Source organism: Paenibacillus sp. sgz302164, assembly GCF_056120505.1.
In genome coordinates this window covers 258317-282996 of record NZ_JBVYOL010000011.1, presented here as the reverse complement: position 1 = coordinate 282996, position 24680 = coordinate 258317, and the positions used below count along the sequence as shown (strand labels likewise).

General features: G+C 44.1%; 18 protein-coding genes. 3 read left to right on the top strand and 15 right to left on the bottom strand.

Annotated elements, in window-relative coordinates:
• Nucleotides 1-30 precede the first annotated feature (30 nt).
• Nucleotides 31-285, bottom strand: a complete 255-nt coding sequence (locus AC0LWT_RS20045) for a hypothetical protein (RefSeq protein WP_474683027.1) — start codon at nt 283-285, stop codon at nt 31-33.
• A gap of 14 nt (nt 286-299) precedes the next feature.
• Nucleotides 300-1076, bottom strand: coding sequence for a recombinase family protein (locus tag AC0LWT_RS20040; protein ID WP_474683026.1), 777 nt, complete (start codon nt 1074-1076; stop codon nt 300-302).
• A gap of 148 nt (nt 1077-1224) precedes the next feature.
• On the opposite strand from AC0LWT_RS20040, the gene AC0LWT_RS20035 reads away from it, so the two are divergent.
• A complete protein-coding gene (locus AC0LWT_RS20035; RefSeq protein WP_474683025.1) occupies nt 1225-1443 on the top strand; it encodes a helix-turn-helix domain-containing protein in 219 nt (72 codons plus the stop codon).
• Nucleotides 1444-1746: 303 nt separating this feature from the next.
• Here AC0LWT_RS20035 and AC0LWT_RS20030 read toward each other — a convergent pair whose 3' ends face one another.
• From AC0LWT_RS20030 to AC0LWT_RS19980, 11 genes are all read right to left on the bottom strand, one after another.
• Nucleotides 1747-2661 (bottom strand): phage/plasmid replication domain-containing protein, encoded by a 915-nt coding sequence (locus AC0LWT_RS20030; RefSeq protein WP_474683024.1) that lies wholly within the window; start codon nt 2659-2661, stop codon nt 1747-1749.
• A gap of 318 nt (nt 2662-2979) precedes the next feature.
• Nucleotides 2980-3960, bottom strand: coding sequence for a phage lytic cycle repressor MrpR family protein (locus AC0LWT_RS20025; protein ID WP_474683023.1), 981 nt, complete (start codon nt 3958-3960; stop codon nt 2980-2982).
• Between the two features lie 352 nt (nt 3961-4312).
• Nucleotides 4313-4687: a hypothetical protein gene (locus AC0LWT_RS20020; protein ID WP_474683022.1), complete on the bottom strand. Its 375-nt coding sequence runs from the start codon at nt 4685-4687 to the stop codon at nt 4313-4315.
• Between the two features lie 12 nt (nt 4688-4699).
• On the bottom strand, nt 4700-10864 hold the full coding sequence (locus AC0LWT_RS20015; protein WP_474683021.1) for a S8 family serine peptidase: 6165 nt from the start codon (nt 10862-10864) through the stop codon (nt 4700-4702).
• Between the two features lie 60 nt (nt 10865-10924).
• Nucleotides 10925-14071, bottom strand: coding sequence for a non-contractile tail sheath protein (locus AC0LWT_RS20010; protein WP_474683020.1), 3147 nt, complete (start codon nt 14069-14071; stop codon nt 10925-10927).
• On the bottom strand, nt 14068-14661 hold the full coding sequence (locus AC0LWT_RS20005; protein ID WP_474683019.1) for a hypothetical protein: 594 nt from the start codon (nt 14659-14661) through the stop codon (nt 14068-14070). The genes AC0LWT_RS20010 and AC0LWT_RS20005 overlap by 4 nt, the downstream gene beginning before the upstream one ends.
• A 294-nt stretch (nt 14662-14955) precedes the next feature.
• Complete coding sequence (locus tag AC0LWT_RS20000; RefSeq protein WP_474683018.1) at nt 14956-16683, bottom strand: response regulator; 1728 nt, start codon at nt 16681-16683, stop codon at nt 14956-14958.
• 7 nt (nt 16684-16690) lie between these two features.
• Entirely contained in the window at nt 16691-18475 is a 1785-nt protein-coding gene (locus tag AC0LWT_RS19995; RefSeq protein WP_474683017.1) for a sensor histidine kinase, read from the bottom strand.
• A 242-nt stretch (nt 18476-18717) separates the two neighbouring features.
• Nucleotides 18718-19197 carry a NanQ anomerase/TabA/YiaL family protein gene (locus tag AC0LWT_RS19990; protein ID WP_474683016.1) on the bottom strand — a complete coding sequence of 160 codons (480 nt, stop codon included), beginning with the start codon at nt 19195-19197 and terminating at the stop codon, nt 18718-18720.
• 17 nt (nt 19198-19214) lie between these two features.
• Complete coding sequence (locus AC0LWT_RS19985; protein ID WP_474683015.1) at nt 19215-20138, bottom strand: dihydrodipicolinate synthase family protein; 924 nt, start codon at nt 20136-20138, stop codon at nt 19215-19217.
• 761 nt (nt 20139-20899) lie between these two features.
• Nucleotides 20900-21436 carry a hypothetical protein gene (locus AC0LWT_RS19980; protein ID WP_474683014.1) on the bottom strand — a complete coding sequence of 179 codons (537 nt, stop codon included), beginning with the start codon at nt 21434-21436 and terminating at the stop codon, nt 20900-20902.
• 207 nt (nt 21437-21643) lie between these two features.
• Between AC0LWT_RS19980 and AC0LWT_RS19975 the strand changes: the two genes are divergently transcribed.
• A complete protein-coding gene (locus tag AC0LWT_RS19975) occupies nt 21644-22057 on the top strand; it encodes a VOC family protein (RefSeq protein WP_474683013.1) in 414 nt (137 codons plus the stop codon).
• Between the two features lie 220 nt (nt 22058-22277).
• Entirely contained in the window at nt 22278-22760 is a 483-nt protein-coding gene (locus AC0LWT_RS19970) for an SRPBCC family protein (protein ID WP_474683012.1), read from the top strand.
• A gap of 50 nt (nt 22761-22810) precedes the next feature.
• On the opposite strand, the gene AC0LWT_RS19965 is transcribed toward AC0LWT_RS19970, so the two are convergent.
• Entirely contained in the window at nt 22811-23620 is an 810-nt protein-coding gene (locus AC0LWT_RS19965; RefSeq protein ID WP_474683011.1) for a sporulation protein, read from the bottom strand.
• Nucleotides 23621-23725: 105 nt separating this feature from the next.
• Nucleotides 23726-24652, bottom strand: coding sequence for an ArsR/SmtB family transcription factor (locus tag AC0LWT_RS19960; protein ID WP_474683010.1), 927 nt, complete (start codon nt 24650-24652; stop codon nt 23726-23728).
• Nucleotides 24653-24680: the final 28 nt, after the last annotated feature.

Here is a 24680-nt window from a genome sequence, read left to right as displayed (position 1 = left end):
AATATGCCAACCCTCACATGAATCTTTCAGCTACCTACTGGCTTTCATGTCACTAGCCAAAAAGGCTTTTTCCATTCGCAAATGAAGCAGTTCCAAACGCACATTTGCTTCAATCTGATGGATAGCAAGCAATACTTCTTCCATCAACAGTTTTTCAATATATTCACCGTACTGAAAAATGTGGTCATACATCGCCAACGTACACATTTCAGCGGTTCTCAGTTGCTTGGAATAGGCATCTTCTTGCTGCACTAATTGACGGTACTTTTCAACCAAAGCCTCCATTCTTTGACCACCTTTCATATAATGGCTTGATGCTTGCCAACCGCTTGAACATTGGCATAACGGTACATGCCGCTATAGAAATCTTTGCGGTCAAGAATACGTTTGACTTGGACTTTGGTAAAGGAGTTTCCTTGCCGGGTAGTTAAGTTTTCAAGGTTCAGTTGACTTGCAATTTCAGACAAGCTCCATGTCGGGTTTAGCTCTTTTAATTCAAATACACGTTGTACAACAGCGGCTTGTCTCTCGTCAATCTCAATGACTTTAGAGCCTTTCTTTGCCGTGTAGCCAAATGTTGCCCTTCCTCCGGCATAACCGCCTTCCTTGGCTTTCTTGTTGCGGCCTTTGCCCAGTTTCATTGCAATTTCTAAGCGTTGGTAGGCGTCCAACAATTCCATCAAGCCGTTAATCAGGAAGTCGGAAGGGTCTTTCTTATAAATGCTGTAGGTTGGCTGCTCAATGGATTTTACATCGACGTTATGTTTCTTAAACTCCCGATGAACCAACACTTTAACAATATCGCTGCGCCATAGACGATTCGTGTTCAAAACGACTACAGCATGAACGGATTGAGTAGAAATGAGGGAAAGCATGTCTTGGAACCCCTGACGATCAACCTCCAAAGTATCCTCATCAACTTTTGCGCCGCTGATACCTTCATCACTAAATACATGTAGCAGGTTCCAGCCTTGTTGCTGGCAATAGGATTCAATTTCTTCTTGCTGATAAGATAAACTGTAACCATCCTTGGCTTGTCCTGATGTTGAGACTCGAATATAGCCGATGACATTCATTGAAATTGCCCTCCGTTACAGAAATTAGGATTTATGTAACCCTTAAAAGATATAAATCAATTATATATCCTTTAAGAGATATACACAATGTTTTTTTCTCTGTAACGTGATATATTTATGCTAAGATTTATACTGGAGGAAACAATAAATGAAAGTTAAAATTCGACTTAGAGAGATTTTAGCGGAGCGGGGCATGTCTCAACGCCAATTAGCTCTCTTAATGAATATAAGACCAAATACAATCAATCACCTATGCTCTGACAACGTTGATAGAGTTTATATTCGTACACTCGAACACATTTGCGAAGCGTTGAATATTAGCATTCATGAATTAATCGAAGAAGAAACCGAATCGTCCAATTCCTAACGTCGATAAATGTAAGCATCAGATACGGAGTATACAGCCATTTTCAAGCCTTCAATCGATGTAAATTACCCCCGACTATCAATTAGAAAATAAAATTATTATTTTAATGGTCATACAATCGTGGAAATCATTTGTTTACTCCTGTTTACTATTGATTACAAACGTTTACTTGTGTTTACTTGCAATTCATATGTATGTTCAAGCTAAGTCGAAAAAGCCTTATAAACATTGACTTTATGGTCATTTCAAACGAAAATGATATCGCAATCGTATCGCTAACAAATCGGTGTATGTAGATGACTTCTAACTCAATTTTGAATAGTCTATGTACAATGGATTCAACTGAGTTCGGTTTGGGAAATGTAGCTTCTTTGCCTGACTCTTTTTGTTTGCGTATGTAGATGGCGTATAGATTTGCTTTAGCTCCGTTTCGGTAAATTGAGCGTGAAGAAGCTTGAAGCCAAGTATGCGTTCAACTTGAAGGATATTATGTGAATTTGACTGTAACCAACCGATAGTTAACCCTTCTAGGGACTCAGGTAGTTCGATGTGCTTTAAAGCTCCATCGGTTACATATTTGAAGAAGTCTCTGGTTAATAAATCAATGGCTAGTCTCTTGGATGAATACTTTTTCATCTCTTTTTTGCTTGGTCTAACTTCCATTCGTAATAGTCCCTGAGCTTGATCGATTGTTTCTCGCGGCTCTTTATGATCGATGCATTCCTTTTGCTTATTGTAGAAGGTAACGCTTCTGCTATCGTTTTTATGTTTTACAGTTTCCAAATATCCGTCAGTATGCGGCTTCATAAAGGGTAAATGAAGCATGGCGATCTGCTTCACATATTCGGATACTTGTTCATGAACTTGAAAATTCCAACAAATATCAATTCTACTTAAATACCAATCCTCCGTTCTAACGTGAATGTTAAACATTTCGTGTAACCTTTGATGCAACCTATGGAAGAAGAGAGGAATATCGTTTTCTTTCAGAAGGCTCACATTGTTACCATAAAGAAATTTGGGGATGGAAATTTGAATTTTGAGCAGTTGAATATGTTCTTTGTATTCGATGTACGGCAGATGTTCGTCATGAATAATGTATGTAGATTTATGTAGACCTGTATCATGATCGTAGTAAGTTATCGGTTTATTTTCGTATGTAAAGAGTAACTGACGGTCAATAGGGATATTCGTTTTCAAAGTTATGGTATCGAACAAAGGCATCCTCCAAGAATTTGATAGATTCTAAAAAATGAGAGAAGATTCGGCATGTTATAAGAACTCTCAATACGCATCACCCCTTTCAATGTTTTTACTGTACTTGACGCGGGATACGTTATATCAACTCAATAAAATTAACTTATTTTATTTTTAAATTTAACATATTTTACGTTTAATCATAAAAGTAACCTTCGGCAAATTTCCCTAACATCTTCTCTTACTTTCCTCTTGCTGGTAAGTTTATCCTAACAAATTGTGCATGTACAAGTCAAGAAATTTTTTAACTTTTTTTATTTTATTGTTTTTGGAGAAGAATCAAATAGAGTACATCTCCTTCATCTTCTCTTCATTCAGAAATTCATGCCGGAGTCGGAATAGAGTTTGATTTTCTCCAGATCTTCCAGCAATACCGAATTGCTTCAAAATACGAGGATAGGCTTTTTTCGTAATCTCGCCTTCCTGTAAATAAAACTTGTGCAGCATAGCCAGCATGCCCGAATAAGCAATGTTTCGTGGGATGAAGTCCATCTCACCAATGTCTTCCGCAAGCATGGCAATTCTCCGATGAACCGTGTGCTTATCCGCTCGATCCATATTTTTAGTTTGCGTAATCGCGGGTCTTACAACATAATCGCTTTCAGTTAATTGCGCTGTAGGAGCCTTACTATTGACGGCTTTACCGTTTTTCTTTTCATAATAAGTTTCATGGAGTGCCTTGTCACATAAGCGGATACAACTTTCTGAAACGGTCACGATTCTAGGCTCGTTTCCAGCATCGTCGACTACATGTAACTGACTATTCTCCGTATCGATATCGTCCTTGGTAAGATTTAATATTTCGCTGTATTGTTTCCCGTATACACCGTTGAAAATCAGAGAGACAATAACCGCATCCTGTGCATTAACACATCGATTCGTAATTGAAACAATTTCATCCTCAGTCCAAAGCGTTTTGTTACGTCGAAGGATAAATTGTTCTTTCCATTGTGTGGAAACTCCATCAAGTGGATTGCTTTCTTTCCAGTATCCCATGGCAATTGACCACCGTATATACAAATCAATCCACCGTACATTGTTCTTAGACGAATGCTCGGTAGTTGGCATAAGCAGAGAGAAATAATGGATAAGCTGCTTCTCATTGAACGAGTATAAGTCCTGGTTGAGTGTATATTCGATTGAAGCTGCTACCTTAAACAAACGATGTATGACTTTTTGACTTCCCTCATTATACTGGATCATGAATTTTCGCTTTATTTCTTCATTGAACATTCGATCTTCATAGATGACATTTGCCATGAACATCAACTCTTTTAACATATTTTATTTTATAATACCATGTATCATCCTATTTGCAAAATATTCATCTGCATAGGTCAGTCCCTGAAATCCTGACGAGTAAAAATGAATCTCTGTCATTGTGGAGTTAATTCGATGGAGATTGAGCAACACAACGTAGGATTCCACAGAAGGGAGGTTGTGAGTTCAGTGGAGAATGCACATGGATAGTTTAATTTTGCTTTGCCGTACTTTCGTTGTTAGCGATGCCGCGGCAGACAAAAAGAAACCACCCTACGACGGTTAGTCGCAAGATGGATTGATAGAAAGAAACCTTGAAAGACGTGAGCCGATCAAGGTTTAAAAATTGCTGTTACACTTCTTCTATTATTATCTCCCAAGCTACAACCTCGACTATATTATCTTGAAAAGGAAATATATAGTGGTGTGCTTTATCCATGAAGTTGGCAGTTTCATCCTTTTTCTTTAGAGTGCCTTTTAATTCGTCAATCCAATCGGATTCGGTATCTTCAAGGATATAAAAAGGTCGCGTTCCTTCAATCATTAAAGGTTTAGAATCAATGCAGTCTATGGTTGTAACTTTAAAAGCTTGGTATGGACTCAAATTTGCCCTCCATCTTTTTTCGCTAGAATCATCGAACTCGATGGAAATCTTATTTGAAGTAATTTTAATTTCTTCTAGCGGTGTGACATGTATTTCTAACATATTATTTAGAAGTTTAATCAACTTTTCTCCTCCTTATCTGACCCTTATTGAGGTTCCATCGTTTTTTGTGGTAAATTTCCATGCTTCATTCGCAATCTCTTCTGGGGTAGCCATTCTATAATTCACTTGAACACCTGCTTCTTGTGCATTATAAAGACGGCGATTATCAAGAGAATACAGTTTACCATCTTTCACAAAGATTCTAATTTCAGGTATATCGCTTGGTTTAATACTCCCATCTTTCAAGCCTTGTATAGTGGTATCAAAACTTGTCCCATCTTTGAATTCGTTTTTGATACTATCCTGAGTAAACCTTACTTCTTTAGCATCAATTAATCCACTTTTCTCAAGCTTCCCCGCACTCTTGTTAACGATAGATGCCTCTTTACTAAAGAACTTCCCTTCTGTGCTCATCGAAAGGTAAACAGCCCCTTCAGCGATTGCTCGAAGATCCTCAGAATTCAATTCACCATCTGTTAACGCATCATAGTTTTCAGTCCCTACAACGCCTTCTCTAACAAACATTTTCAGACCAATGACAAAATATTGCCAATTGGTGAGGTTTGCACTTCCACCTTCACCAGCTGATCCCTCATTCATATGTCCAGTAGGATCAACATGGGTCAACGGGTTATTATGCACATAGGTGTAGAGGTTTAAAGATAACGGATTATTAATCTGACCCTCATACGTATCTTCACTCAGGAACCGTCCCATGCTCGGGTCATACCATCTCGCACGCAGATACTGCAACCCCGTCGAGCTATCCCACATTTCACCACTGTAGCGGAAAGGTTGTGGCACCGTTTCTTGCGTCGTTAGCGGATTGCCCCACATATCATAGCTATATGAATTTAATGTATTTCCCGAGCTATCTGTGAGTCCTACAACGTCTCCGTGGCCATTTGACAGGTAATATTGTTTATTTCCATTTGCATCTGCACGGGCAACTAGTCCATTGCCTCGAATGTATCTGGCCTTTAACGCAGTAGTTCCATTGTTTAGTATACCCTCAGAAATTACATTCACGCCATCGTAATAATAACGCGTTGTCTGTCCGTTTTCTGTACGCTCGTAAAGCAACCCATCTCCATTATAGCGGTAGGATACGTTTTTACCATCGTCAGTAGTAACTTGAGTCAGGCGGTTTCGGTCATCATACGTGTAGCTCGCTCCATTTAGATTCATCATACCGTTCGTTTGAAGGGTTTGACGGTTGCCGCGGGTATCATACGTATACTGCTCGTTAAACTGGGTGGAAGTGGAGATTCGGTTCAATTTATCATACGTGAACGTATTCGAAATGCCGTTGTCGGTCTTACTTGTTTGGTTAAAATTATCATCATAACCATAACTATATGAACCCACAATCGCACTACCCGATTTTTTTTGTGTTAAACTCATCAAATTACTGCCGTCGTAATTATACGTCCAACTGGTACCATTTCTTTGCTCCACTGTCGCGAGCAAGTCATTTTTCTTGTACGTATAGGTCGCATCCCAGTTATTTTTGACTGGCCCAACACCTTGCAGCCTGTTACGAACATCATAGCCATATGCCGTATTGTTGCCAAACGGATCGATCATTTGGGTTCGATTGCCCTGATCATCATATTGGTACGATGTTTTTTTTCCATCTGGATAGGTGAGTGTGCTCAGGCGCTTGGTTACAGGATTAAAATCATACTTTGTGATTCCTGTTCCATCTTGCATCGTCAAACGTCTGCCAGCAGCATCATAGCTGTATGAAATCGTTTCATTACCGGAAACGCTGCTTGTCAGGAAGTTCCGATTATTATAGCCGTATGTCTGAGTTTGTCCCTTGCGATCCACGTACTTACTCAAGTTGCTATTTGCATCGTAGTAGTATTTTTCAATTAGTCCCGCGGGATCTGTCTTCTTAATAAGTCTACCTGTTTCGTCATACTGTTTTTGTAGTTTGTTTCCATCCGCATATTGGACTTGAGTCAATTTATTCGCAAGGTTATACGCATAGGAAGTAGTCTGAGACAACGCATCCGTTACGGATGTTAATCTGCCTAACACATCGTACACATAGGTCGTGGGATAATTTTTACCGTCCGTGCTTGTAAGTACATTACCAACATAGTCATACGTATTGTTTACAAGCGAGACATCACCCTTTGTTTTCAACCATTCTTTCTTTGTCAGGCGATTCAACAGATCATACGTTTCCTTGGTCTGATTGCCCTCTGCATCTGTAGCCGTCTTGGTAAAGTTGATATCGTCGTAGGACACCGTCGCGGAAAAACCGTCAGGATAGTCCGTTTGTTTCGGTCGATCCCATGAATCATACTGGTAATTGGTGGTATGACCGAGGGCATCCTTGCTCCACATCATCCGCCCGTAAGTATCGTAACCAGAAGTCGTAAAACCGCTCCCGCTGATTCCTTCGGAGATTTTCCAGCCAAGTGGGTTCCATTGTGTGATAGTAGTGAGCCCCGTCTGATCTGTTGACGTAATTTTGTTATTCACATCGTCATACGCGAGTGTCACAGTGCTATTATCCGGGAATGTCGCTTTCGTCACTCGATCCAGAAGGTCATACTCATACTTCGTGACATATTGTTTGCCATTCGTATACTGAGTCAATCTACCCGTTGTCGTATCGTAGATCATGCCTTGCTCAATATTTGATTTATTCCCATCTACATCTGTCACTTGCACCGATTGTTTAGTCAAGAATGCACCGTTATTCGGTGGGTTTACATCATATGATTTTGTTACAGACGTCGTGCTTTGATTGTCTGTAGCCGTCACTTTGGTTTGATTACCAAATTGATCGTAGTCATAATTGATTTTCAGGGCAAATGAACCATTCGGATCATCGTTGTCTTTGACTGTAAGCGTTGTAACGCTGCCCTTGTCGTTTCTTTGATACGTAACGTATTGAGTGAGAGTAGCACTTTGTTTTTTAATTTCTTTGCTTAAATAAGATTCTAGATTATTTGGTTTTACATACACATACGTGTTTGTTACGTTATTCGCGTCTGTTTCAGAAGTTACTTGCCCATGATTGTTATATGTTTTTGTGACCGTTATAGGCACCGAAGTTTGTCCTAAGCTAATATTCGTATACTGGCCTTTAATTTTTGACGGATATGGAAAGTTACTAGTTGCACTGGTTGCATACTCATAATCTGTACTTTTCTTCAAATTACCCGCTACTTCGGTTACATTAGTATTAAAATAATCGTTTTCATCGGAACTGGGGTAGCAAGTTGTATACATAATATCAGCGCAGCCCTCAGTCCCTTGTTTTTTTTCATAATTAATAAAATGATTCTTGTATGCATAAGTAATGATTTTGGAACCTATGGTCACGTCAGTTTTAATGATTTGATCATTATTGTTCTCACTGTTCGAGAAGCTTGCCATACTTCCCGTATACGCATAGTTGATTTGATTATAAGCTTGTCCGTCTCCGATCTGATCTTGACGAGATGCATTTCGATACTCTTGGGTGTACGCATATGTTCCACCATATCTGGAAACTGGGGCGCTTTCGTATGAAAAAATAGATTTTGCTCCTGTTGGATACTGAACGGAACTTAACAAAACATGTCCAACAGATTCTGCGTCACCTGATCTTGTACTTGTAAAGTTAAAGGATGTTAGATTCTCCCCAGATACGTAGCCATATTGAGTTACTCCTTGAGCATTTTCAACAGACGACAGGTAATCAATTTTCGTATTAAGCCATGGTTTATCCACAAATGTAACGTCTCGTTGTACTTTATTATACACAACTTTTTTATTACCTTGTGTGAGAATGATTTGATTCGAATAATAGGCAATGTCAATGGTATTTCCAACAGCGTCCTTGATTTTACTTAACACGGTTCCATAAGTAGGGTCTACTGTGTAATGGAACTCTACACGATTACCATACTTGTCAACGATAGCTATTAAGCGTCCTTTCAAAACATCATACTTATCAAAATAATAGCTGATACCCGATGTTTTACTGACAAGCTTAAAGTAAGAGCTTATCCCATTTACGTTAATATCGTTTACGTTACATGTAAAATAATAATCATCTACAAAGTGATCTTTAAACTCAGGGCAGGAAGTATAGTAAAATAGGGCTGCTGTACTGCCATCGGGAAGATTAATGGATTTAGAATCAATATAAGGAATATCCCACTTCCACCCCCCACCAATCGGAAACAATTCGTTTTCAATCGACTTCTTATTAGCAATATTCCTAAAACTACTCCAAGGATATACAAAAAATTGATCGTAGTTTATTTGCGGATCTTCCGCTACGCCGGTAACCGTTCTAGTATAAGTGCCAGATGTACTTGTAGCAACCCAATTTGAGTACGAAATATCTTTTCCTTTATTCGCCGCTACCCATTCGCTGGACTTATTGTAATCATCTAGTGTATACTGCGTAGCACTCACAGTAGATTGGTATATCTTGGGGGAATTACTTATGATATTGCCATTTACCATGGTTTGTGTATAGGTATACGCATTATATTTAAACCTGAAGGCACCTGGCTGCACGATTTGGATGTCCATTTTGAAAAAACCGGAATTTTGGCTATTATAAGTTCTTGATAAAGTAAAAGATAACCCGTTTCTCCCAGGCAAAGTAAGATCGTTCTCTCTTACTGTAAGGGCGCCGGATAAAGGTGAAACTTCGCCCGCAGTTTTACTGAATGGTGCTTGATCAGGTTTAAGATTGACATTATTAAACGACCCATAATCAATTGATGAAAGAAAATTAGGAGCACTTGCGATTTTCGCATTACCTTCAACGGCCATCAAACTTTGAGGATGGACTGTTTTTAATATTTCGTCTATATCACCATGAGATTGTTGCCAAAAGCCAAGTGCGGATTCAATCTCATTTATTGAGTATCCCTGCATTATTTTTTCTTGAATGACCGAATTAGAAACGTTATATTTCTTACTTAACTCAAATATTCTCTGTTCGATATAAACCGAATCATAAACAGACTGAGTGCCAGTTCCACCATACACATGATCTGTTACCGAAGATGTGCCGCTTGCAGCAGGTATGCCAAACACCCCAGCAGCGTTGACAAGTCCGCGGCCGTATTTCGTTGAATCGCCAAGAGGTTGCGCACTGTTATCCAAAGCTTGACGAATCTCTTGATTCTTGTACGTTGCATTGCGTCCTTTCATAAGCGCCGCGATACCTGCAACTTGCGGAACCGCCATCGATGTACCGCTCATTGTGATATAATTGCTTCCTGATAGTGGCAAACCTTGAATGTCTACTCCAGGAGCAACCAGTTCTACTTCTGCCCCGGTATTGGAAAATGATGCGATTTGGTTATTGTTGTCTACAGCTCCCACACCGATCACAGAACTGAATTTCGCTGGATAAGAGACTTTATTTACCCCGTCATTTCCAGTTGCGGCAATGAGAAGAATACCGTTGTTATAGGCCAGTTGCATAGCCTCCTCAAGTGCGACGGAATAGTCGGTTCCGGCGAAGCTCATTGCAACAATATCCATGTGATTATCAATGGCCCATTCAATCCCTTGGATTACTTGGCTATATGTACCGTTACCATTCGAATCCAGGACTTTCACATTATATAAGTTTACATGAGGAGCGACTCCCACAAGTCCGCGATCATCTTTTAAAGCCGCTAAGATTCCAGCTACAAAAGTACCGTGACCATTGTTATCGTTTAATGAAGCGTCATTCATAACAAAAGAAACGCCACCTGCCACATTTAGCTCAGGTGATTGTGCATTAATGCCTGTGTCAAAAACAGCCACCTTTACACCGTCACCATAGATCGCCTGATTATGGACTTCAGGAACATGGATTTGGTATATGTTTTGCGTTACTGTATCGCCTGTTTTACTAACAATGCTATCTTTTTCAATATAGGCTACATTCGGGTCCTTTTTTAACTCTGCAACTTCGCTAGTTGATAGCGTTGTAGAAATATGAGAAGGAAGATGCTTAAATCTCTTATCTTTTTTTTCAGACAGCAAGCTTCGCTTGGTTCTTTTGCCAAGAGCCTGCTTCCCTTTTTCCGCATCTTTGAACTTGATGATATAAGCTCCCTCGGGGAAACTATTGCTTGAATCCTGTGCCGCGGCATCTTGTGCCATTGCAAATGTAGGTAAGACCAGTGTTAATAATAGGGTGATACTTAACAAAAGCGGTAGAAATCTTTTTTTCATGATGACCTCCAGATTCTATTGAATTCCAAGAAAAACACCGGTACCTCTGTTGAAATACGATTATTGCATCATTTCCAATTCTCCAATGCTTGTCCACCAGTGACCGTTATTATCGCTGATGTTTATTCTGTACTTACTAAACATTCCCGGATTTTTCACGGTAAAAGTTTTTGCTTCGCTAAGATGCCATCCGGTTATATCTGTTTCAGTTGACAACACACGCCATTCCGTTCCGTTGAATCCTTCGAAGGTCCAGGTTTTTGGAGCGGATGCCAATGTTGATTCATCATATCTTGGAGTGATTTTGTAAGATCGCACCAGTGTGGGCAGAGGGAACTGATAAGCCAACCAACCTTGAACTGTGCCGTTTGTGATCCAGCTTTGTTCAGAATTCAAGTGATCAAACGCCTTGTAAGCTGCATAACCTTCACCAAATTCGCTGTCGGCACTAGCCGTACCATTTGTACTCACATTACTGGTCATAGCAGGAATAATGTTGTACTCTCTCGTGCCGCCATCTCCCTCCATCATCTCAATCTCGCCAACGCTCGTGTACCAATGTCCATTGTTTCCGGTTATATTAATTCGGTATTCTTTATAGCTTCCGCTTGAGTTAACATTAAACATTTTAAACTCTCTGATTTTCCAATCCGTTACATTCGTTTCGCTAGACAAAATGTTCCACTTGCTTCCATCGAATCCTTCAAAGGTCCAAGATTTGGGTGAAGCGGCTATAGCGCTGATTTCATTTCGAGGAAGTATTTTATACGAAATGACATGTCTTGGAGTCGGAAATTTAAATGAAAGCCAGCCCTCAACTACACCGTTCGTGATCCATGCCTGCTCAAGGTCAAGATGATCGAATGCCTTGTAAGGAGCATAATTTGAACCGAAGCTGCTGCTTGCACTGGCAGTACCGTCAGGAGAAACATCTTGAAACATGATAGGAATAATGTTCTGGTCTCCCCACAAATTAAACACCTTGTTATTGACCCTTTTCGCCAGATTTCCGTTTTCATCATAAGAGTACGAAATCCGATATTTTTGATCGTCCTGAAAGAAGGTATACCATTGCAACTTGTTGGATATATCATACTTATACTGGGCTCTATCCAACAAATAATCAAATTCGACAGAGTTACTGGCTTTTCCGGCTTTGACTGCAATGGCTTTAATTCTTGTATCCTTGGTTATACTTATAGGAGAACCGTCGTATATTTGCCCAGAAGATAGAGCAGGCTCTCGGCCATCCAATGTGTAAATGATAGAGTCCGCTCCAACCGAGCTTAATTGTACTTGTTCATTATTTTTACGCAGACCGGGAGGTACGCTGCTTTCGATAATTACAGGTTGCCTCCAACCACGCTGTTTCACTTGCGGATAGGCCCACACATACACCTGCGCAAACCTCATATTAATACCGTCATTTATAGCTTGATCGATATTTTTCCATATGGAATCATTATTTGTAGAATCCGCTCCCGATAAATAATGAATTTGGCTGGCAGGGTAGTTCAGTTTACGTTGAGCTACTGTCAGGGCTTGTCTATGTTTCTCCATATTGTTGGCAATTAAATAATCGTAATCTTCGATCATAAAAAAGTCTAAGTTTGGCGATTTCCATTGCTCCACAGGAAAGTTGACTTTGCTCATCATACTAGGCGCCAACTCTTGGTCAACTACCGTAGGGATAAATAACAGAACCGCAAATTGGCCTGTTGGATAGACGCTTTTCAAAGTGTCACGAAGCATAAGCGAAAATTTCCCATTCTGCTCGCTTAACCAATTCAGCAATTCTTCATGACCGCTCGTTGAGTCATATGCCGATTTAAATTCATACATCGGTTTTCCAAATTTTTGCTGATATAACGCTCTTGTTGATTGATCATAAAATGTGGGGGGACTGCCCGGCAGACTATCCATATACCACCACCAAGGCTCTCCAAATTGAATAATAGGAGCCTGGTTGTTGTCCTTATGTATTTTAGCTAACCCCAATATGTATTGCTTATAATAAGACTGAACTTCCTGATTGGTGAAACTGAGAAGTTTAGGAGTCGGGGACCATAACGTCTCTGCCCCAATTCCATCCCAAGTTCTTTGCCACCAAGAGGGAGGCGCATCAACATTTTCCATTGAGATTGAAGCGATTACTTTAGTATTACGCGCCGATAATTGCTTCACATAGCTCGTGTACCAACTCTCAAATGCTTGATTGAACGGATGCTCCTTAATAATTTCCATTCCATTTTGGCCGTTGTAACGCTTATCGTAGTAGTGAGATGCGCCTACATAAAAATCGACTATATCGCCAAAGCCTAGTCTACTGTAGTCACTCACAAGTCGTTCAGGGGTTAAATTGTATGAATCATCGTACCCCTCGCTAATTCTTACTTTGCCGACAGGCGCTACTACTTTCTCATTCATCAGAAAAGTATTGCCATATACGTTCCAGTTAGAAAACTCAATCTTAAATGGTTTGGAATCTGCAAAATAATTCACATTTGTTTCATTATAGTTATATTCTTTCGGGACAAATGCCCATTCCAATCGCTTAATATCGGTAACCGGAACTTTGACCCATTCTGGATTCGGTACCCATGCACTCTCGGAACTACTTATCTCATTTTGAACGAAAGGAACCCATCCTGAATAGAGATTGTTAAAATCAATTCTAATTTTCCCGGTTGTACCATCCGCATTTCCCTTCTGTCTTCCAATTGGGAACGCATAATCTATACCTATATCCTTGCTTACAGCGGCTTCCCAGTTTTCTTGCGGGCGATCTACCACATAATTCCACAGACGAACATAATATGCTTTATCATCGGTAGTTACAATGGTCAGCGTTGGTGATGGAGTGCCGTCCATGGGAACCGCATCACCGCTGATTTTGTAGTTGTACTCAAGTACAACATTGGAAAAATCATGATTCGTCGGGTACTTTAAATCAGGGTGGCTGTGGACATCCTCTGTTTCCCAATACATGACGTCAAAATCCTTGCTTGTCCGGAAATTTCCGGTAGTCATAAAGTTATGCTCATCATTAGTTACAGTTGCCGACATCATATCGAAATTAGAGTTATTTATAAGATACTTTGGCTTAAGCTTATAAGCTTGTTCTTCCCCGGAGGCGAAAGATTGATTATTGCAAAAAATGAAAAACATTACTACAATACCAATTGCAGCAATCAACTTCACTCTCATTTTGTCCCTCCTGAGATGATTTCAGATTGTTTTTGCAGTACTTCTTTTGAATAAATTTGATAAACTCTCGCATACTCTTGTTTGGCCTCTTTAAGACCAGGATTTTCCCCGAAAAATTTGGTTGCAAGTTCAAATGCCGCCTCATATTGCTGTTTCTCTATGGCAGCATTAATTTCTTGTTTTAAGTTGTCGATATCCGACTTCTTGTCAGTACTCTTTGGATTATTTTCATAGTTCGAATCCCCGTTGTCGGATGATTTGCTCTTAGCCCAGTTGGACTTCGTTGATTTAAAGGAGTTGTTTTTGTCTTTGACACTCTCCCACTTCGACATGATTTCAGCATATGTTTTGTTGGTTTCTTGAAGGCTTGCTTCGTTTTCTTTATGTTTAGAACTGTTCATTGACTGTAAAGGCTGCATTCCTTTAGAAACTGCATGAGTAGAGTTTTCTTCTGTAATTGCATCACCTGACAAACTTTGTTGAGGTTTTAGTTCTTTGTCATTTCCTGCATAAACGATCGTGTCATAGACTAACCAAGAAAGCATCATAACTAGCATTGCTGATACAATCAATCTGATTCTTCTCTTCATTGAAATCTGCTCCATTCTTTTGAAAAATCTGCTAATTCAAAATAATAATTTACTTTATTAATAAATTCGTGAAACGTTGTGGTTCGTACACATAGTATCTCTCCCTTCGCTACTAAATAGCCTCTCAATATTCGCCACCCAACATTAGAAGCAGTTTCGCACAAATTCTAGATTACTCTATTTTCTCATATGCTACTTTAGCTAATTTTGTCTAATTATAAGAACATTTGTCGAATATTTAAAAAAAAACAAAAAAGACGCCCGAAAATTGGCGCCTTTTGAGTAATTTATCCGTCACTTCCCCCCTTTCCCTTTGTATGATGACGGCGATTCGCCGACGTATTTTTTAAATTTGCTGTGGAAATAATCGGCGTTGGCGTAGCCGACGCGCAGGGCGACTTGGTGGACTTTGAGTCCTTCGCCGAGCAGTTCGATCGCTTTTTGGATGCGGACTTGATCGAGGTAGGTGTGGAAGTGGGCGCCGGTGTAGTTTTTGAAAATTTTACCGAGGTAGCCGCTGGTGTAATTAAATAGCTCGGCCAAGGTGTCGAGCTTCAAGTTTTCGTAGTAATGCCGTTCGACGAAGTCGATGATTTGCTTCAGGACGGGCTCGTTGCCCGATGAGTTGATCCGGACCGTCAATTCCAGCAGCTGCTGCTTGACCCGCTTCATCAAAGCTTCAAGATTCGGCTGCTCGTAGATGTCGGCGATCAGGGGCATGAATTCCCAGACGTTTGTGTACGTCTTGTCATGCAGTCCTGCCAGCTTGTTCAAGACGATGGAAATCAGCTGCACATAGTTGGTCTTGATGCTGTGCTCGCTGCAGTCAAATGCGGCGATTTCGGCGCCCGCCCTTTGGATCCACTGGTCCAGGCAGTCTTTTTTGCCCATGTCGATGGCGTAGTACAGCTTTTCTCCGAGCGCTTGGAGGTCGAGGCTTTCCGCAGTCCGGGCAGTCTCGCCGGCACGGCTCTGGTCGATCAGCTCATTTCCGAACAGGAAATGCTGCTTCAGCAGCTGCGCCGCCGCCTGAAAGGACGCGCGGATGTGCACGACCTGCTTAACCGGGTCTCCTATCGCCGCATAGAACGGAATTTCTTTCAAGCCGCTTCGGAGCTCTTCGTATAAGCTGAGCCTTTTTCGTTCGTCCGCAGCCGGATCAAAGAGCAGGACGCCGTGATAAGCGTTGGCATGAAAAACAAAGCCTCGCCCCTGCTCTTCAAAAAGGGCGGACAGCGCCCGTCTCACGGAAGCATGAGCGCGTGAATCCGCCCCAAGCTTCTGCGGAAGCTGCAGCAGCAGCACCTGATAAGCGCCGGTCGGCGAAGCGATGAGCCGCTCGACCTCCGAAGGCGGGCGGCTCCTCCGGGCCGCATGGCTCCCGCCGGTGCCCGGCCCCACGCCTTCGCTGGCGCTCCGGCCCTCGCCCGGCCTCGCTCCTCCGCCGGCGCCCCAGCCCTCGCCGGACCTCGCGCCCTCGCCGGCGCCCCGGCCCGCGCCCGGCCTCGCTCCTCCGCCGGCGCCCCAGCTCTCGCTCGGCCCGGCGTCATCGCCGGCGCTCTCATCGCCCAGCAGCATCGCGCGAATCCACTCCTCGCGCCGATTCTCCGGGCGGTCGGCCTGCAGGAGCTCGCTCAGCTCTCTCTGCTTGTTCAACTGTAGGCGGATTCGCACCAGCGCCGCCATAACCTCTTCTTCGTCGACCGGCTTCAGCACGTAGCCGTCGACTTGGCCGACAATCGCCCGTTTGGCGTATTCAAAATCGGCGTAGCCGCTCAAGATCAGAAAACGGCATTCGGAATCGGTTTTGCGAATTTCCTCGATCACCTGCAGCCCGTCCATGACCGGCATGCGAATGTCTATGATCATCAAATCCGGCGCCAGCTTCGCGTATTGAACCAAAGCCTCCCTGCCGTTCATCGCGTCGCCGACAACTTGAAAACCGCAGCGTTCCCAGTCGATCAGCGTTTGCAATCCCCCGCGAATGGCGGGTTCATCGTCCACAATCAATACTTTATACATGGCTTGTTCACCTCTGGACAGGTATTGAAAAAAAGATACGCGTTCCCGCACCTTCCTCCGTTTGAATGTTCAGCCCGCAGCTATCCCCATATAAGAGGACAAGCCTCTGGTGCACGTTGCGCATCCCGATCCGATGCTCCTCGCTATCCTCCATGTCGCCCAAAGAACGCTCGATCTCCAGCAGCTTGTGTCGGCTGATTCCGGCTCCGTTATCGGAGACTTCGATATGCAGGCGGTCGCCTTCCAGCGACGCGTTCACTTTGACGACGCCTTCTCTCTCGACACGCTCAAGGCCATGGATAACGGCATTTTCGACAAGGGGCTGCACGATCAGGGGCGTGATTCCGATCCCGCTCGCTGCCGGATCCACATGAATCTCGTAATTCATACGATCCTCAAAACGGAACGCCTGAATGTCCAGGTAGCACCGCACCATTTCGACTTCATCCTTGAGCGGGATCGTGCTGCCCCTGATTTCGATTTTTTTGCGCATCAGCTTGCCCAGCGTTCGGACGATGCCGGATATTTCCGTTTCTCCTTTCATATGCGCCTTCATGCGGATCGATTCCAGGGCGTTGAACAAAAAGTGCGGGTTGATCTGGCTCGCCATCATTTTCAGCTTGATTTCTTTTTGCCGCAGCTCCAACTGGTTGTTGATCCGGTTCGACTCGTGGACTTCGTCCATCAGTTCCCGAATGCTCCTGACCATGTTATTGAACTGCCGGGACAGCATGCCGATTTCATCGTTCCCGTCAATTTCCGAAGACACATGCAGATGCCCAAGCGCGACTTTGTTGATCTGCTTGTTCAGCTGGAGCAATCTGGACGTCAAGATCCGGGCGGAAAAATAAATCAGCACGAAAGCGATCGCCAGGCTGACCAAAATAATCGTCAAACCCATATTGCTGATTTGATTCGCTCTGCCGACGATGCTCTTGACGGTGAACACGGAGACGATGCGTAGTCCGCTGGCGCTCAGCTGCGGGATTAAATCGCGAATGACAATTCTCGAATCCTGTCCCTGAAACAGCGTTTCATACGTGCCGGCCGGTTTGTTCAAAAAATCTTTGGCAAAATCGAGATCGCTCACGTTATGTCCGACCCATTCGGTGTTTTTGGCCGCTACAATGCTGCCTCTATCGTCAAAAATCATCGTATCGAACTGCTCCTGACTCACGATGGAATTCAGTTCGTCGGGATTGACGCTGATCACCAGCACACCGCTCGAACGATAGTTGGAAAAATAAATTCTTTTTACGAGACTTAAATACCTCTTGTTGTTCTTCGTTTCGTCCTCCACGGCATACCATCTGATTTTATCGTTTTTTTTGTACTTCGCTTCCTGATACCAGAAAGATTGGAGGATTGCTTCCGAAGGCTGGATGAAATTCCAATTGTTCAGTATGGTCGGATTGGTCGTATAAAACCGGACATTGAATATTTCCTTATAAAGCTTGATAAAATCGGTGAAATCCTGAAATTCTTTATAAGCGCTTACAACTTCATAAATCGACGTATACTCCGTATTGACGACCCGCTCCAGCCGCGGATCAATCATCAGCTTGTTGGAAATTTCGATCGGTACCCTCAGCACGTCCAGCGCATGGTTGTTAATTTTTTCCACATTATTGGAAGTTTGGCCGATAGCGTCATTGAGAACCGTCTGTCTGAATTGGCTCGTTAAGAAACCGCCTACAATGATAACCGGAATGACGACGACCCCGATAAAGGCGAGGATCAGTTTATTTTTGAGCCGAATGTTGTTGATTTTGTTGATGATGAAAAGGAGCATGGATATCACCGCCATATACTTCCATTATAGCATACAGGAATATCCAGATATTGATTCTTTTTTCATGTCAAAAATGAGAGACGGCCGCCAATCGACTCCGCACACAAAGCCAAAAAGCGTCCCCCCGGCCGCCCATCAGGCAGCAGGAGAACGCTTATGGCAAGAGTGCCGCTATATTGTCTGCAACCTGCGTCATACACGCGAGGCCGGACTATCGCCATCCATCCTGCGGCAAGTCGGAACTACTCCAGCAGCTGCCGATGGATTTTGACGACGACTTTTTTGATCGGTCCGTCGACGCTTAACGAGCAGCAGGGGCGGTGAATATCGCTTGGGAAAAAGACCGCGAACATGCCCGGCTGCAGGACGATCTCCGACTCCCGCGGACTCTGCGCCTTATCGTAAAATGCGATGTCGCGTGCTTCAAACTGGTCGTCGATCGGCTTGGAGCCGGAATCTTTTCTGCTGACACCCAGTCGCTCCTCGCCGCTGACCAGCAGTTGAATGTCCGTGTAGACCGCATGAGATTCCGGCTTTTGCTCCGCGAACGGCCGCGTGACGACCTCTTGGACCAAAGCGAACATCAAATCTCCTTCAAGCTCGTATTTGCCGGGGGCCGAGTTGGCCAGTTCCTGCTTAAGAACGTAGTCGAGCCCTCTCTGTACGGCAGCCGGCAGCAAGTGCCGCTCCTGCTCCAATGAATGAATGTCGTTTACAATCATTGTTTTAATCCCCTTTGCTAAATAGCGTATTTTTGCGAATAGGCCCCGGTAATCCGGTGCATCTGCACGACCTCAAGGCGATCCGTGGCCGAGAATTGCGTATCGTCTTTCGATCTGCAGCGGTAATTGCTCAAGATTCCCTCAAGCATAAGATAGTACTTGGCATTGACCGGGTACAGCTGTTTTTCGATCCAGGAAGCCATGGTCAGGAAGCTGATCAGATCCTCGGCCTCCTCCGGACGGGAAGCGTAGCTGCGCATCAGCCATACGTACAAATCGGGATGGAAATTGCCCATGACGCCGACGTACCCTGCGATGCCCGAATTTAACGTTTCCAGCAAAGTGGCCGAGTTGGCGTTGAAAATACGGAGGGCCGATCCGGCCGTCGATTCCCGCTTCGCCCGGATCAGTTCCGCGTCGCAGCAGGTGTCTTTCAGGAAGTAAAACCGGCCTGTCCCGGCGCACCATTCAAGCAGAGCGGGAGGCAAGTTCCGCTTGTACGGTGACGGACACTCGTACAACCCGAGCTTAACCTCCCCGGGAATGTGCTCCAGCAGCCTGGTCAAATTGCTCTTCAGCACTTCGTCCGATTCATGCTGCGCGGCAAGCCGGTTCGTCACCAGCACCAGGGCGTCGATTCCCGTCTCCGCCATGGCGTTCAGCTCCGCCACCTGGTCCTCGAACGCGGCGGAGATATGACCGGAGGCGACAACCGGCACGCGCCCCGCCGCTTTTTGCTTGACAAAAGCAGCGATCTTCACTCTTTCTTCCAGGCTCAGATAAAACATTTCGCTTGACTGGCATACGGCGAACAAGCCATCTGCCTGGTTGTCCAAATACCACTCTACCAAGCGGCCCAGCGCCTTATAATCGACTTCATCCGACTCCGTGAACGGAGTCAGCATCGTAGGCCATACGCCCCCGGCAATTTGGGTATTCATCAAAAGTCCTCCCGTTATCCTTTATAGATCCTGATCTGGTGATTACCCGCTTTCGCCCGTACTGGCTGGCAACGCTGGTGCACTGTTTGACGGTGATCATCTCGTCCACCTGCTCCATAAGTATATCAATTCCCGGGATATGCTGGTATCGGTAATTAGGCATAATCCCACCGCACACCCTCTTTCAGGGAAATGACTGTTAAAAAACTCGCCCGCCAGGGGATTAGAAATGCAGGAAAGACCAATAAACTCATATCACATCACGATCGCCACTCCACAGAATGAAAAGGTCTACTAGAAAAAAACTGCAAAAGTGCAGGCTTTTCCAGTAAAAAAGGTCCATTTTGGCGAAAAGCCTGCGATTGTGCAGGAATTTTCGGAGAAAACGAACCTGAACCCCTGTTAGCGGCGAAAAGCCTGCACAATTGCAGGAATTTTCCGTAGCCGACGTATCCATCGAGCAAAAACTGCATTTTTGCAGGTTTTCTTCGTGCAACCAGGCAGATTGTGCGACCAGCTCGGGCGGAATGGATTCAGCTTGCGATTAAAGACAACGGCATTGGATCTCTGCATGGCGGTCGTATTGGGGTACGGAGCAAACAAGGGGCGAATGCCGAATTTTATTATTTTATATTGCCGGTTGTCAATGAGGATTGAACCTCTCCTTGCGCTTGGACTGAACCCCTGCCTTATCGCTGCTAGCGATGCTCTTTCAGGCTTTCCAGTCTTTACCCAAGGATTGTCGCCATATCACGCCATGTTCAGAATAGAATCTCCAACTGCTTATATTCTTTCAATGGTTTCTTATCAACTAATATCTCTTTATTATTACAATTTGAATTATATACGTTCAATATGTTTAGCTGATATATCCATTCCCCTGCATCATGGTGAACCAATCTTCCATTATAAATAATTCTCCCATATTCGTTTTTATTAAGTTCAAAAGCCATTTCCGACAAGTAATTATATCTTGAGTCGTATCTTATCGGTTTTCCGCAATAATCGGTATATTTAAAATAAATAAGAAGACGATCTTCATTTCTTTGTATTTCAACACACCCTATCTTCCAATCACATAAGTTAGATTCAACAAATTCTACTTTATTATTTTTGATCAAAATACCTTGTTCGTTTTGAATTAAACCAATTCGATGAAATGGTATTTTTGAATCAGATTTATAATTTATCATTGATTCTGGAATAGAGAATGATTTATTATAATGATTTCTTAGAGTAGAATAAGGTGCGCCTCTAGTCTTTTTCCCCCACAATAATGTAATGCTCTGTACAATCACTCAGGTTCGCTCCTGTTTCCCAATATAAAATTCCTTCAAAAGTTGTTTCGTTGATATTCGTTGAAACAATTAAATTATCCTGCTCGCAATCCCCCCGCAATATGCAATGGATTGGCAAAAAAGCAATCCAAAAGAAACTCCGGGTCATTTTTCGTGCTATAGTACAATTAAAGACGTCTATACTACTACTGCAAGGGAGAGATTGCTATGGTGAAAGAGTTTTGGTTAAATCTTCCTGTGAAGGACATCAAGAAGTCAAGAGAGTTTTTCACCAAACTTGGCTTTGCATTTCATCCGCGGCACAACAATAGCGACGAAGCCGCCGGCTTGCTCATCGGAGACAAGAATGTCATCGTGATGCTTTTTCCGGAAGCGGCTTTCAAAAACTTTACGAGAAACGAGCTTGCAGACACCAAGCAAGGTACGGAAGTGCTGCTTTCCATCGATGCCGACAGCAAAGAGGAAGTAGACGAGCTGCTGAGGAAAGCGGCCGAAGCAGGCGGCACCGTATATAGCGCGCCCCACGGCCAAGGCTGGATGTACGGCGCCGGTTTTGCCGATTTGGACGGCCATCGGTGGAATGTGTTGTATATGGATCAAAGCAAGATGCCGAAGGAATAGTAATGAACCAAGGTTTTTTAATTTCCCCGGCAATATTTTCATAATAAAGTCTTGAACCTTACGTTACGTCATGTTTTATACTGAAGTTACCGGTACAATCGAGCACAGGATGAGCTGGGAGCGCAACCTCGACAATCTCGGGGACTTCCTAGCCGATTCGGCGGATGAAACCGATTAATCGAGGAACGTTAGTATGAGCGAAAGAATGGGAGGAACCGATATGACAGACAACAAACCGACAGGCAGCCCAAGCCCGGACCCGAGCGGCGCCGGCGAAAATGAACTGGTGGCTGCGCGCATAATGGATGCGCCGCGCGAACTCGTATTTAAGGCGTGGACAAACGCCGACGATCTGGCGCAGTGGTGGGGGCCAGCCGGCTTTACGAATACGTTTCACGAATTTGATTTGAAGCCGGGGGGCAGCTGGCAGTTTACGATGCATGGCCCTAACGGGGCTAATTATCCGAACAAGATCGTCTTCGGCGAGATCACCGAACCTGAGCGAATCGTACTCCGGCATATCTCGAATCCCCAGTTCCAAGTGACGGCCACTTTTGAAGATTTGGGCGGCAAAACCCGGGTTACTTTTCGCCAGCTCTTTGAGAATGCCGCTGTATTTGAACAGGTCAAATCGTATGCCGAACCGGGAAATGAGCAGAACTTGGACCGCCTCCAAGCGCATCTTGCCAAAATGAGCTTATAAACAGCAACCGCCTCAGACCAAATTCATGGCATGAGGCGGTTTTGCTATTTTTACACCAAATCGTTGAAAATACTGCTAAGCTGCTCGGCGATAAATGACGGTCCCTCATCCAATTCTTCGCTGCTGAACGAGAATCTGCCGACGGTTTCGTCCATATCGAGCATTTCGGCCAAAAATCCGTTGAATCCGCGGGCTTTGCGGTCCAGCTCCAAAATGATTTCAATCCCGCCTTCATTCGGATATGCCACGATTTCCAGTTCGTCTATTGTGTTTTTGTACCGGCTGCGCAGGGTCGGTTCGAATTCGAACTTTTGGATAAACGGCAGGGCGTAATTGTGCTGCGGGTAATACTCGTTTTCCGCTTTGCTCATCTGGAATCCAAGCAGTTCGAGCGCTTTGAACAAAATCGACGTGTACGGATGCGCCAATATTTCAACGTCATCCCGGTCCGTCGGATCGACCGCATTGTCGATATCAAGCCCGGTTCGAATCCAAATCGGGAACTCACCGATGGAAATAGGAGTATGATGCGGCAGTACAAGGCTGAAAGGAATTTCTTTCGTTTCGCCCGGCCGGAAAACAAGGCTTTCGCCCAAAACGAAATTCGCAATCTCGACGGTTTGCTTTTCATAATGAATTTCGGTGCGCCCGTCGCGGTTTGCGTCTCTTTCGACAGGTTTGTAATACTCAGTCATAAGCCGAAAATAGAGCTTTCTGACGGTCTGCTCCACGTTCCCTCCCGTGGCAACGACGACTCCGTCGACATACCCTCCGGGAATAAACTGCTCCGTATGAAACTGGGCGTCTATATCAATGTTGCCGATTCCGACCTTGGCCAGCATCTTTTTGAAAAATGACACGATTCGTCTCCCCCACTCTATCATTTAGGAAAAATTACCTATCTGAATCTTACATGATAGTTGCGGGTTCGACAATATGAAAAACGATGAATCGGCAAACTTGATTCAGTACGGCTTCGTTTCCTTGTACAGCTTGACGACAATATCCTGGTTGTAGTTGCCGAAGCCGGTGCCGAACAGGGTGAGCCCGCCCGGATTTTTGGCGTCAGGCAGGACAGCGATCCGCAGCGTCCACTGCTTTTGGCGAATGTCGATATCGTCAAGCGTCACGTCGGACATGCGCTGCCCGTCAAGGAAGGTACCGTCCTTGTTGATCGTGAACATTTTCAGCAAACCGAATTGGTTAAGCCCCGAACTCCACCAGTCCGGCGTGTACCTGCCCCGCTGCGAACCGCCGAAATCTCCCGGAGAAGTCCACTGCCCAAGAAAACGGCCGTTCAAAAAAAAGGTGATGTCGGAAGGCCAGTCGTTGTTGACGCTGGGTGCTTCCGAAGCCATCTCGAGCGAAATTTCCAGCTCTATCGGGTTTTCGCTGGCGAGCAGGTAATTCGGAATTTTGTATTCGACATAACCGCAGCCGATCCATAAAATTTTGGCATTCACCCGCTCCGGGGATAAAAAGCTGCGCGAATCGTCAAAGCTGCCGATCACTTTCTCCGTTGTCGCAAGACCGCAAGTAGGATTGACTTCAATATCCGTGTAGTGCCCGATCGGAATTTCAATATGAGTATGCTCGCGAATAAGCGGCTTGTCTCTTTGCGGGAGCAAAATTTCGATGCTGCTCATGTCCGGATTCATCGAACACAGCTTTTGCTGGCCGCCGCGTCCCGGAACGATCGCCGTCTTGATCAGCTTCGCTTTTTCCAGCTTTTTGACGTGCATGGTCATGATCGCGCTGCTGAGGCCCAAAGCCTCGGCGAGCTCTTTGATATTCATATCCTTTTGGGCGAGAAGATGCATAATATTAAGCCGGACGGAACTGGCCAGCGCCTCGAATAAAGGCAAGGAGCCGGGGGAAAGATCTGCTTTCATGAAAGCCTCCGAAAACGTATATTTGTTC